Genomic DNA, 13,383 nt, shown 5'->3' on the forward strand with positions numbered 1-13,383 from the left:
AGGGTGAACTCGGTACCGTCCGGCAGCTCGGTGTCACCGGTCTGCGGAACATCCAGGGCAACGCCCGGATCGGTCTTGCCCGGGGCGTAACCCGGGTCGTTGTCGTCTGCGTCCGTCGGGAGGACATCCGGCGTACCCACACCAACCGTGGCAGTCGCGTCATCGGTGGAGCCATCCGGGTAGGTCACCACAATCGGGACCTGAATGACCGTGCCCGGGGTGGCATCAGCCGGCGGGGTCACTGTGACAGTGCCGTCGGTCGGATCAACCGTTACTTCCCAGCCAGCAGGCGGAGTGTAGTCCTCCGGCAGGGTGAACTCAGTGCCGTCCGGCAGCTCAGTGTCACCGGTCTGCGGAACATCCACCGGGGTACCGGGCTTCGTGGTCTCAGCGCCGTAACCCGGTGTGTTGTCATCGGCCTCGGTTGGGCCCGCATCACCAACGACGATGGTGGCAGGAGCATCGTCCGTGGTCCCGTCCGGGTACGACACAACCACAGGAACCGTGATCGACTCACCCGGAACCGCACCCTCCGGCGACGTCGCCGTCACCTCACCAGTGCCCGGATCAACCTCAACGGTCCAACCATCAGGCGCAGTGTAACCCTCCGGGAGACCAAACTCGGTACCCTCCGGCAGCTCCGAGTCACCGGACTGCGGGACGGTGACCTCAGCACCCGGCAGAACAGTCGCCGGATCATAACCCGGATCATTATCCGCAGCATCCGTGACACCAACCGTCACCGTCGCCGTCAGTTCGCCAGTGGAACCGTCGGGGTACGTCGCCACCACCGGCACATCAATCAGCGCACCAGCAGGAGCATCAGCCGGCGGAGTCACCGTCACGGTACCGGTCTCAGCATCAACCGAAACCTGCCAACCAGCCGGCGGGGTATAGCCCTCCGGCAGGCCAAACTCGGTGCCCTCCGGCACCGTCTGGCCCTCCGGCAACCCAACCGGAACATCGACAGCCACATTCGGCTGTGTCGACACCGGCGTGTAGAACGGATCAACCTCACCAGCCAACGGCAGAACCATCACCGGGAAATCAACAACCACAGCGGAACCATCCGCATACGTCACCGTCACCGGAATAGCCACCACACCAGCAGCAGCATCACCCGGAGCCGTCGCCGTCACCACACCAGTAGCCGGATCAACAGTCACATTGGTCCAACCAGCCGGCACAGTCGCAGGATCAATGCTGTACTCAGCACCCTCAGTAACCACACCAGCCGGTGCCGCAGACGTCACCGAGTCACCCGGCAAAACAGAACCCTGCTCATACACCGGAGTATTCGGATTGACCACCGTCACCAGAGCGGACACCGTCTCCGACGTCCCATCCGGATAGGACACCACCACAGGAACCTCGTAGCTGCCGGCAGGGGTGGTGTTTCCTGGGATGACTGAGATGGAACCGTCCGGGAGGATGGTGACCCAGTTCTGGGTTTCCGGCGCCGCGGCAAACGTCGTGCCCGTGGGCAGCGCGGATCCGTCATGATTCCTCGGGATCTGAACGGTGCCGGTCTCACTTTGGTTCACGGTGATGGACTCGTAGACCGGAGCCTTCAGCGTCGAGGTCACTGCCACGGGAGCCTCAATGGTCAGCTCCGTGCCGCCGGGGATGGTCACCACAACGGGAATGCTGTAGAAACCCTCGGGTACGGTGACACCCGGAGCGATCTCGATTTCGCCAGTAGCTTCGTTGATCGACGTTGCCCACGCGGGCGGGTTGTCGCCTAACGCAAACCTTGCACCTTCGGGCAGAACACCGTCCTGAGCATCGGTCGGGGCCTTGACAGTACCCGCCTGCCCCTGCTCGATCATGGTGGGCTCATAGCGAGGATCATCCTCGTTGACCACCTGAACAGGGAGATGGATCGTGGAAGTGGTGCCGTCCGGATAGGTCACCGCCACCGGAACCTCGTACACACCCACCGGTACGTCATAGCCAGCCGGCACGCTGACCGTGCCATCGTGGTTGACCGTCGCCCAGTCTTGAGTTTCTGGCGTGGCCGCAAACGACGTGCCCGTAGGCAGCGTCGATCCGTCACCGTTGGTCGGCGCTGCTGCGATCACCGGGGTGTCGCCACCCTGAACGACCTGGATCGGCTCGTAGAAGGGGTTGTTGGGGTTGACTACGGTCACCGGGGCGAGAACCGTTCCGGTGGCTCCGTCCGGGTAAGTAACCGTCACGGGAACCTGGTAGATACCCGGTGCGACATCGAATCCGGGGGCTACCGTAATGACGCCGGTGGTCGGGTCGATGGAGGTCGCCCACGCCGGGAGCGGATTCTCCGTGTTGTCTGCGTCGAGCGCGTAGCTCGTTCCGCGTGGAAGAGACAGGCCATCAGCCCCGACCGGGGTCGGAGTCGTCGCGGTAGCACCCTGTGCCACCGAGGTTCCGGTGTACGTCGGCTGGAACTGCGCCGGGGTCACCATGACCTTCGCGATCACAGTGGTGTCTTGGACATCACCAGCACGGTGGATATTGACCGGGAACGCATATTCCTGAGCAGGGATGTCATAGCCCGGCTTGACGACGATGGTGCCGTCTTCGCGGACCACTGCCCACAACGGGGTCTCAGGAGTTCGACTGTAGGTCGCATCGGCGATGGCGTCAGTGTCACTGGAGAACGCGGTCGGGGAGGCCATCTCAGCTTCTGCACCCTGCTGGACCTCGATAGGTGTGTAGCAGAAGGCCTCCCCCGTGGCCGCTACCCTCGTCTCAAACGTTTCGGTGTTAGCTACAGCACCCGGAACAGATTGATTGAACTGAAGGACAGTCGCGGAGCCCGCCGGAATGTAGGGAGTGCTGACCTTGTAGACATAGTCGTCCCCCGGGTTGGCGGGTCCAATCTTGACGATGTCCCACTCAAAATAGTTGACCCCGAACTGCTCCTCCAGCTGCTGAACGTTGTATCCACGCCGAGCAGGCATTCCCGGATGCGCCGGATTGGGGTTGAACTCCGGAATGTGGAGCGTCGACCCGTCCTGCATGGTCAGGTCCATCGCCCCTGTGAACAGGGGGTTGAACTCACGCACGGGCTCCGGAAGCTCACCCGGGAAGGTGAAGGTCATCTCATAGTTGAAGAGCGGCTGCCCGGTAGCGAACGGAAAGCGCCAGACGGAACCGAAGTGCTGCACGGATGTGTTAACAAAGTGCCGATCGGTGGTTCGGGGCTCATTCAGAAAGCCGTTGTTCGGCGGATCCCACAACTGGTGGTCATTGACAGCTCTGGCTGTCCACTCCATGGTTTGACAAACAGCGTCACCCTCGCCGGATTCGTGGTAGGCATTCTGCCTGACTACATACCATGCGTAGTAGTCCAACCCTCCAACGGTCTTTTTCACGAGTTGCATGGGGTACTCGACATTGACGTCAGGATTATCGAGGCTCGGCCACAGGTACACCGGCGGAACGTCCGAAGCCTGATCTCCTTCGATATTGGGGGAGGGCGAGACCAGGATGTACTGACCCGCGGGGTTCTGCTCGACATTAAACGTGGTTCGACCCGATACAACGGTTTCGGGGTAAGTCTGCGCTGACGCGACGGGCAGCACCTGGACCGGGTTCACGATGGGTACGACTGCGGTGGAGATTCCCAGCATCACCGCAGCAGACACTGAGGCAAACCTTGTTCCATTCATGCAACTATCCCTCTCAGATTTTTCTTCGCCCAAGACAGTCACGTGAGAATTAACTGAGAATGAGCGACTTCCTGAGAAGACTTTAGCACCCAAAACTATATTCCCGTAATGGAAAAGTTACCTTTTTTTACTTTACGCAAACATAATACTTAGCCACACTCAGTCAGTCACATGCATTACTTAGAAATCGTTTCGGGCACAAGTAATCCTTGAACACAGCCTCGGGCACCTCTCGCTGAGATCAGGAACTTCCTCCTGCGTGCGGCAGGCTGCTTGACCGCATTGCTGCGTACCCAAATTCTCCTGATGGCGGCGGTGCACTCCCCGGCTGTTCCCCGACTTCCCCCGCGCGCCAGTGCTACATCCTGAACGCGATGCGAACGCAATTTCCCCCACGTCCCGTGCCGTGCGTCCTAAGCACAACATGCAAACACGGAATTGCACTTACCTCGGAAAACTACCGTTCATATCCGGAATTCTCCCCCTACGACTGCGGGCCCTTCACCGCCATGGTGAAGGGCCCGCGTACCTGGAATTGCCAGTTACACCAGCAGCTCCGCAATCTGGATGGTGTTCAGTGCGGCACCCTTGCGCAGGTTGTCACCGGAGACCACGAGGACCAGGCCCTTGTCATCGTCGACCGACTGGTCCTGGCGGATGCGGCCGACCAGGGAATCATCCTTGCCGGCGGCCTCGAGCGGAGTCGGGACGTCGACGAGCTCGACACCCGGGGCATCGGCCAGCAGGGCCTTGGCCTCATCGACGGTGATGGGGCGCTCGAACTCCGCGTGGATGGTCAGGGTGTGGCCGGTGAACACCGGCACGCGCACGCAGGTGCCGGCGACGCGGAGACCCGGGATGCCGAGGATCTTGCGGGACTCGTTGCGCAGCTTCTGCTCCTCGTCGGTCTCCAGGGAGCCGTCGTCGACAAGCGCGCCGGCCAGCGGCAGGGCGTTGTACGCGATCGGGGCGACGTAGGGCCCCAGATCGGCCGGTGCCTCGACGGAACCGTCGTGGACGAGCTTGACGTTGTTGTCACCCACCGCGGCGGTCTGCTTCGCCAGGGTCTCCACGCCGGCCAGGCCGGAACCGGAGACCGCCTGATAGGAGGAGACGTGCAGGCGGACCAGGCCGGCCGCGTCATGCAGCGGCTTGAGCACCGGCATGGCCGCCATGGTGGTGCAGTTCGGGTTGGCAACGATGCCCTTGGACGGGGTCTTCGCCTCCGCGCCGTTGACCTCGGAGACCACCAGCGGAACCTCATCGTCCTTGCGCCACGCCGAGGAGTTGTCGATGACGGTCGCACCGGCCGCGGCGAACACCGGGGCCCACTCGCGGGAGGTGGAACCACCGGCGGAGAACAAAGCGATGTCGACATCCGCAACGGACTCCGGCGTGACCTGGGTGAGATCCTCCACCGTGATCTCCTTGCCCCGGAACTCCAGGGTGGTACCTGCCGAACGCGGAGACGCAAAGAAGCGCACGGTATCGGCCGGGAAGTTGCGTTCCTCGAGGATGGAACGCATCACGCGACCGACCTGGCCGGTGGCACCTACGACTGCGATGGTGGTCATGAGATCTCCTACTGTGCAGCGACTACTTCACTTGACACCAGGGAAGTCTACAGCCTGCCCTCCCCACGTCGCCGCACATGCCATGAGATACCCACCACCAGGGCCAGGAATCCACCGCCGACGAGCCACCAGATTCCGATGCTGCCCGTCAACGGCATCTCACCCGCCGCGATGTTGGCGACCTTGATGGTCCACGCCGCCTGCCCGGTGGATCCTTCCGCCGGTTCCTCGACCTCGATGAGTCCGGAATGCTCCGTGAAGTCATTGAGCTGGAACTGCAGGTCACCCAGGCGATCCTGTCCGGCCACGGCGGCCACCGTGAACGGCCACGCGCTGGGCAGCAGCTGCGCGCCCTCACCTGCCCTGGTCTCCACGAGGAAGTAGGTTCCCGGCACCAGGCGGGTGGTGAACCGCGTCAGGTCCTCCTCATCGACGTGGCCGGGCACCACGACGGGCTCAGCGGACATGCCGTCCGCCTCCGCACGGTGGATGGCGAACTGCGAACCGGGCAGAGGGGTGCCGTCCGGGTTGACCTTCTGGATGATCACCTCACCATCCGTACGGAAGAAGCTGTTGACCATCACGGCCTGGCCGCGGTTGATCCCCTCCTGGTCCGGGCCCGCGGTGAGTGTGAAAGGCTCGCCCACTTCGACCGCCACACGGGTGACATGGGTGGGAAGCGGCGGCTCCACCGGATCAACCGGCTGCTCCGGATCGGCGGGTTCCGCAGGTTCCCCGGAATCCCCGGGATCCTCACTGCCGTCTGCGTCGGCGGCGAAATAGTAGTTCGGCTGCAGCCTGAGGTTGGCGGCCTCGAGCTCGTCCTGGAGTTCCTGCACCGGGGAAAGCTCCCGCACCTCGCAGGTGCTGCCGGCGGGAGCGGAGCCCACGATGACCGCGTCATGGCGCCCGACGAGCACCGGATCACCCTCGGTGGCCTCGGCGACGAAGGGATCCGGCTGTCCGGGCAGCAGGCTCGCGAAGGTGCAGGTGTAGGCGAATCGGAACGGGGTGACAGGTGCGGTCGGCGTTCCGTGACCGACGAGCACTGCATCGTCATCACCCTCGACCCGCTTGTCCAGTGACATCGGGTACCGGGGCACGACGTAGCCGTTGCTGAAACTGACGTCGGTGTCACTCACCTGGCCCAGGACCACGTCACCCACGGTCGCCCCGTCGACGCGCTTGATCACCACCGGCTCGGCGCCAGCGGTGGTGGTCCGGTGGACACCGGTGGTGGTGACCTCCACGGTGTCCTCGAAGCCGGCCGGGACCATCCCCGCTGCGTTGATGCTCACTGCACAGACCGATCCGGCCGGGATTCGTGGATCAGTTCCCTCCGGAACAGTGTCCCGGTCCCGCGTGATCGCAACGGCGGCACCGTCACTGGGCGCCTGAACGGATCCGGTGTACGTCCTTCCCACCGCCGGGTCCTCACAGGTCCAGGTGATCGTGAAAGGACCCTGCGACACGTAGGGGTGGACGGTGTCCGCGTACGTGTCGTCGAAGCGGGCGGCCACGCTGAACTCCGCCCGCGGGCGGGTGTAGTTGTTGGTGGTCGTGACGTGCAACGGCTCGTCCAGGGCCGCCGGGGTGATGGTGAACGTCGCCTCATGTCCGGTCGTCCCCTCCCGCGGGGAGGTCACGTCGCCAGGAGGAGTCACCGTGGCGTTGTCCCACGTCACAGCAAGTGTTCCCCCGTAGGTGGGCACGCTCCTCTCGCTGATGTCGCATTCGAAGTAGACGGGCACCGGCTTGGAGGACACGACCTGGCCGGGGGCCACCGTCATGGCGCCGCTGACCGCCAGCGCACGGACATAGTCTCCTTGCGGACCGGAGGCGTCTCTGCTGCCGGGGGCGTGACAGGTGTAGTCGAAGACGAATTCCTCATCCTCGGCAACCCCGATCCCGTCGCCGGCCAGCTGCTTGGCGACGGTGAAGGTGGTCTTCTCGTAGGTGTAGGTATTCCACGCGACGATGGTTCCCTGGTAGTTGTCGGTGGCGAAGTCCTCCGTTGTCCCCGGCACGATGGTGACGGTCGCCGAGCTGTTACCGTCGCTGTCGACGCCCGGGGTGCAGTTGCCGTACTCCAGGCAGGGCTGCTCGACCCCGCGACCTTCGCGATCGTTCGCAATCGTCCACCGTAGGCCCCACTGGGCATAATCCTCCCGGGCGCTGGCCGCATCCTCGGTGAATTCGCAGTGCGCCCCGACCGGGATCCCGGTGATCTGGGACGGGTCGTCGTAACGCCCCACCGTGACAGAACCCTGCACCACCTCGCTGCCACCGATGGTGCAGCGATAGTTCAGTACATAGGGCTTGGTACCGGGGATCGTCGCCACACCCTCGCCGTCCACCTTCTTCTTGATGCCGAATCCGCCCATGCCGACCGTGTACTTGTTGTCCAGCTCGACGGCTCCAGCAGACATCCAGGCGGGCAGCCGGAAACTACTGCCGTCGAGGGTCCCTCCCCCGCCGGTGAAGGTGACCTCCGGGTCGCCGACCACCGGGGAGGTGTAGGGGGTCTCGACCAGTTCACACTCGGCCCCCTCCGGAATGGCGACGGTACCGGCGTTCGCTTCGGTCAGTGACAGGAGGTGGTTCACCACCTGCTGATCCGTACGTGTACACGTGACGCGCACACCGAACACAGTGTTGGCGGGGATGACGGCGTCGCGAAGCTGCGCACCAACCGTCTGGCCTGAGTCGTCGACGACCTGAACCACCTTGCTGAGCGTCAGGTCGTGCTTGATCGGCTCGAAGTGGTTCGAGATGCGCACGAAACCGCCCGCCTGATCCTGCACCCGGAAGACGATCGTCCACTCGGGCCCTTCGCCTGCACCTTCGGGCGGCAACGGGGACGGTGTCCACGTCGTCGACTGCGTGTACCCGGGCGCCGGGTCGTTGACCTGAGTAAACGTGCAGGTGGAATTGAAGGGCACGCCATCGATGGTCCATCTGTCGCCAGAGGCCAGCGTGCGGGTGCCGTCGATGACCTCACCGAAATCGGACGCACACTGGAAACTCACCTGGAACTGCTCAGGGACGAGGGAGTCCTGGTCCGCCAGGATCTGGCCGATTGTTCGCTCCATCTCGACGACCAGCTTGTTGGTGATCATCTCGTAGTCGACGTTGAGGGTGATCGCCGCACCAGCGGGTGAATCAATGACGGGATTGGCATTACTGAATCCGTCGATGATGACCACTCCCGGGGTGTCCGAGAGGTCCGGCTCCTCCACCGACATGACGCAGCTGGTTCCGACCGGCAGGTCCGGAAACGTGACGGTCGCGTCGTAAAGCACCCCTTCCTGGCGGTATTCCTGTGGTTCACCTGTCCCGGGCTCCTGGCACCGTGCGATGACCACGACACTCTTGGTCTGCAGCGCCAGCACCGTCAACGGATCGCCGACGCCGTCAAAGTTCGAGTCCACGGTCACCGTGAGTGGACCGCGCAGGAAGGTCAACTCGTTGTTGATCTCGGCACGGTAGGTGGTGTTCGGATCACGGATGTCAATGGGACCCGGAGTGCTCGCCGTCATCGACACCCCCGGAATCTGATCCTCCGGTTCGGCGATGGTGCATGTCGATGCCGCCGGGACCTGGAGGTTACGGGGCTGGGACTCGATGAGCGTGGTGCTCAGGACGACATCCTCGTGATGGGGGCGGGTGCAGACCACCGTGGCGTCAAAGGCATGGCCGCGGCCCAGCTCAACCGCGTCACCGCTGAGGGTCTTGGTGATCTCCAGCGTGGAATGCAACTGGGTGTAGGTCTGCGCCGCCACCAGATCGAAGGTTCCGGGGGACGCCAGGTACGTGAAGTTGGAGTCACACCGAGTCAGGTTCCCCGTGGCTCCGGGACGCATACAGACGTTGGACTCCCACTGGGTCTCCAACCCGTATCCCGGGATGGAGGCGGAGGCGCCCGATTCGCCGGACACGGTGTAGGTGCACTGCGTGCCCACGGGGAAAGGACCCAGCTCGACGACCTCTCCCCTGGCGACTCGGACGGTACCTTCTGCGACATAACCCGGAATGTCCGTCGGATCGTCTCCCTGCTCCGGGGGAGCGTTCGGGTCCGGGATGTACCGGCAGGAGTACGTCACGGAGACAGCCGCCGGAAGCGCAGCCACCGGCACCTCATCATCCGCGTTGGTGATATCTGTGGACAGGCGGATTACGCCCTCTTCAGCCGTGTAGACGTTTGCGGTCGTCACCTCTACTCCCTGCGCCGCCGCAGAAGGAGAGACCGTAAACGTGTACGTCAGATTGTCCTCGCTGGTTTGTGCACTGCTGCCGTTCTGCACTCTCCACGTGGGCGTTCCGCTGAAGTAATTCTGCTTTCCCCGGGGTTGCTCTTCCGTGATCTCACACTGTGCCCCCACCGGAATCCCAGGGGACAAGGTTGTGACCTCTCCATCCTGGAGGGTGGTGTTGCCCTGCCCCACGACCCGGTTACCCACCCGGCACGTCCACTCGAAGTCGAAGGAGTTGTACGGCTCCTTGAGCACCTCCTCCAGGACGGCATCCGTCTCCGAGGAGACCTGCTTACCCAGACGCAAGGGGACGACCTGTTCATTCCGGAAAGTGCAGTCGACGAACTCCTCGACCCGGGCAGTGACCACGGCTGTAGATTCGGTCACTCGTGGACTCAACGCCCGTGTCCCGCCGGTCGGGGCATGGGCGGTGCAGGTCACCCCCTGCAGGGCGAAGCCGGACTGCGGCTGCTCCTGCATCGTGATCGTCATGGTGCCGCTGGATGAGCGAGGAAAGTGAAGGTCGGCGCGTCCGTCGGTCCGGGTGGTCACCATGGTGGTGCCCAGGGTGGCTGCTCCCGACACGGACGTCTCGAACTCCCAGCCCTCCGGCCGGTCCTGCACCGTTCCTGCCGCGTCGACGATTTCCTTGTTGATCCGCAGGCACGCAGGTGGTGGATCAGGGTTAATACGGCTGGCGACATTGTTGTAGTAGGTGGGGTTGGGAAACGTGACGCCCGGGCTGGCGAACTGCTCCAGGAACTCCGGATAGCGCATCCGTCCACCTCCCTCGATGTTCAGCCACCAGCTCTGGGGAAAGGGATTGTTGTAGAAGTTTCCCAGGCCGATGGGGACGATGGACACCCCGAGGGCCTCGATCCGGGCCTTCTCCGCCAGGGCGCGGTCGACCTCCTGCTGAGATGTGCCCAGAGTGTTCCCGTTGGCACCGGTGTTGTCAGCCGTCGGCGCAGATTCCGTCAGCAGGTAAATGGTGGAGTACGGCGCACCGTTTTCGATGTCGCGCCGGATAGCCGCCAGACCGCCCTCCCAGTTACGGTGCGCCTGGCGCCCGGCGGTGCTCGAGCGCAGTGAATCCACGTGGTTGGACGCGGCCCTCACACCTGCCGGCGAATCAATGGGCTGGGAATTGAGACTGGAGTTGTAGGAGGGCGGAGTCGTGGCTTCGTATGAGTACACACCCACCGAGGTGGCGGCACCCGTGTCAGCCAACCGGCTGATGGCGGTCTTGAGCTCGGATTTGTACTCGTTGATGTCGCCGGCGGTGGCGGTTCCGTAGAGGTCCAGGAGCGCGTACGAGGAGTCCACCAGAAACGCCACGCCGCCTCCACACACCTGCGGGCGTGTCGTCGTCGGCGGGGTCTGTGCCTGGGCGACCGGGGTCGCGGGAACAAAGGCCAGGAGGCTGATCCCGAGCAGCATGCTGAGGAAGAGGGCGGCACCGCGGGTGAGGTGGCGCTGGAGGGCACTCACGATGTCGTCCTTTCTTCTTCATTGCGGCGGCGGATGAGGAGCAGTCCCACAAGGAAGCAGACCGCTCCCGCGATGAGCAGGGGCAGGGTGCCTGCTCCGGTCAGGGCGAGGGTCCCCAGAATCCCCCCACGGGAGTCGCCGGGCGGCGGAGCAGGTGAGGCAGTGGGGGCCGCTGCAGTTCCCGCCGAAGATCCGGGCGCAGATCCCACCGACGATCCCGGCGCGGGAGGAGGAACCACCGGCGGCGCAGGCTCGTCCCCGGGCGGGACCGTGCGCTTGGGGTAGACGATGACGGAGTACACGAGCTCACCGGTGTCGGGGTCATGTGCGGGCAGCGTGATGTCCCGGCCGACCAGCGTGTCCTCGCCGGGAAACCGCACCTGGTAGCTGCCTGCCGCCAGTCCACCGAAGACGGCCTCACCGCGCTGATCGGTGCGGGAGGTGGCGACGGGGCGGGCGTCGATAAGCAGCTCCACCTCGATCCCCGCGATCGGCGGCCCCGGCGTGTCATTGAAGGGGTTGGTGCCGGTGACGTGGACGGTGATGGTGGCGAGCGGGGAGGCGGCGGCGGAAGGGCTGAGGCTGAAGCTCGGGCCCCATCCGAGGACGAGGGCCACGAGCAGGCTAATCCAGCGCATGGGCCCCTCGCTCCTGGCGCCGGCGGCGGCGGTTGCGCAGGATGAGCCAGAGCCACACCAGCAGCGCGAGGAACAGTGCCGCCAGGGCACCGATCATCCACGCCTGCCACACGCCCGCTCCCTTGGCGAAGGCCTCCTGGGCGGCCTCCGGGTCGGATTCGATGCGGGTGCCGCGCACGAGCAGACGGTGGGAGTTGATGCCGTACGGGGTGCAGGTGATGAGGGTGACCAGGTCGCGGTTCTCCTCCGGTTGGATGAGCTCCGTCTCCTCGGGCAGCACCACCTCGATCTGGTCGATCTCGTAGGTGAGGGTCTGCCCCATGACGTCGACGTGGAAGTGCTCGCCGATCTCGACCTTCCCGAGGTTGTCGAACAACGTCGCGTCCACCAGCCCCGAATGCCCGGTGAGCACCGAGTGCATGCCCTCACCGCCCACGGGCAGGGCTGAGCCGTAGAGGTGGCCGACACCCTTGGTCAGCACGTCCGGCTCCGTGCCGTGGTAGATCGGCAGGGTCACGTCGATGGAGGGGATGGCCACCGCCGCGAAGGGCGACTCATCGCCTTCCGGGTTGAGTTGTTCCAGGTAGTCCTCGTAGGGGCGGTTGTCCTTGGACACGCGCGCCAGCCAGGGATCGAGGATGGGTCCACCGGCGCGGTTCTCGTTGTACTCCCGGGCGCGGGCGAGCCACTCACTGCGGTCCTGCTCCGTCATGGTGGAGGTGGATTTGCGGTAGGCCTCCGCGATATCGGCCTGATGGGCGTTGCGGAAGTAGGTGGCCGTGACGGGGTAGCTCATCCCCAGCACGCCGACGAGGATGAGCAGCAGGGGGAGGAGCCGTCGGACGTCGAAACGCTGTTCCTGCCCCGTGGCGCGGTGTGCTCCACCGGGCCTGGTCTCGGTCACCGTCATGCCGACCTCCTTCCGCCTTGCTCATCGACGCCTACCGCCGCTTATCGACGCTCCCGCCCAGCACGCCCCGCCTCAGCGGGGCCCTGCCGGGTCCGTAGACCGCGCTTAGGCGCGACGTGCGCGCTGCTTCTGATCCCAGTAGATGCCGGCGATCAGCGCGAGCAGGCTGCCGCCCACCAGCAGCCAGATGCCGATTCCACCGGTCAGCGGCAGGGTGGCACCGGCGTTCGCCTTGACGTTTTCGATGGTCTGGTTTGCGGTCACCAGTTCGGTGGTATCCGCCGTGGCAGTCAGCTCCACGGCCACCGGCTGCGGCAGGACGGAGTAACCGTCCGGTGCCAGGGTCTCCACCAGGCAGAACGTGGTGCCCGTGGTTCCGGCCTCTCCGGCCCACACATCCTGGTACACATCGGTGCCATCGGCATTCGGCATGACGTTGCCCAGGTGAATACCGGAGATGGTGGCGGTGTAGGCGCCGCCATTCTCAGTGGTGGGGAACTCGGTCTGACCGCCCACCTCGATCGGGCCGGTGTTCTCGACCTTGGTGACCGCGCCTTCGGCAGTGGTGGTGCAGCGGTGCAGCTCGAACGTGGCACCGGCCAGGTTCGCTGCGGCATCAGAGGTGTCGGTCTTGGTGATGTTGATCTGCCCGTACTTGGACACCGTGGTGTTGGAGACGGTACCCGGGCGAGCGCCTGCGGCCTCCGGATCCCAGTCTGCTGCCAGACCCACGGGTGCGGTGGGCAGCGCCCATGCGGTGTTGCTGATGCTGCCGTTGGCGGGCACGTCTTCCACCTCAGCGTTGAACTCCACAACGAGGTTCTCCCCGGCAGTGAGTTTTCCGGCACCGGTGGCGTTGAGTTC

The 13,383-nt window shown here is 64.5% G+C and carries 6 protein-coding genes; all 6 read right to left on the minus strand.

Annotated features, from left to right (window positions below; all coding sequences use genetic code 11):
• A partial coding sequence (locus tag Q4F73_RS08335; RefSeq protein WP_303358890.1) for a Rib/alpha-like domain-containing protein occupies positions 1 to 3,629 on the minus strand: 3,629 nt, incomplete at its 3' end.
• A gap of 566 nt (positions 3,630 to 4,195) precedes the next feature.
• Entirely contained in the window at positions 4,196 to 5,227 is a 1,032-nt protein-coding gene (locus tag Q4F73_RS08340; protein ID WP_303358891.1) for an aspartate-semialdehyde dehydrogenase, read from the minus strand.
• Between the two features lie 47 nt (positions 5,228 to 5,274).
• Positions 5,275 to 10,971 carry a DUF5979 domain-containing protein gene (locus tag Q4F73_RS08345; protein ID WP_303358892.1) on the minus strand — a complete coding sequence of 1,899 codons (5,697 nt, stop codon included), beginning with the start codon at positions 10,969 to 10,971 and terminating at the stop codon, positions 5,275 to 5,277.
• A complete protein-coding gene (locus tag Q4F73_RS08350; protein WP_303358893.1) occupies positions 10,968 to 11,609 on the minus strand; it encodes a carboxypeptidase-like regulatory domain-containing protein in 642 nt (213 codons plus the stop codon). The genes Q4F73_RS08345 and Q4F73_RS08350 overlap by 4 nt, the downstream gene beginning before the upstream one ends.
• Positions 11,596 to 12,519 (minus strand): class C sortase, encoded by a 924-nt coding sequence (locus Q4F73_RS08355; protein WP_303358894.1) that lies wholly within the window; start codon positions 12,517 to 12,519, stop codon positions 11,596 to 11,598. Before Q4F73_RS08355 ends, Q4F73_RS08350 begins: the two co-directional genes overlap by 14 nt.
• Before the next feature lie 105 nt (positions 12,520 to 12,624).
• On the minus strand, positions 12,625 to 13,383 hold a 759-nt coding region (locus tag Q4F73_RS08360), incomplete at its 5' end, for a SpaH/EbpB family LPXTG-anchored major pilin (protein ID WP_303358895.1).

Origin of the sequence: Corynebacterium sp. (genome assembly GCF_030535495.1) — a bacterium.
Lineage (GTDB): Bacteria > Actinomycetota > Actinomycetes > Mycobacteriales > Mycobacteriaceae > Corynebacterium.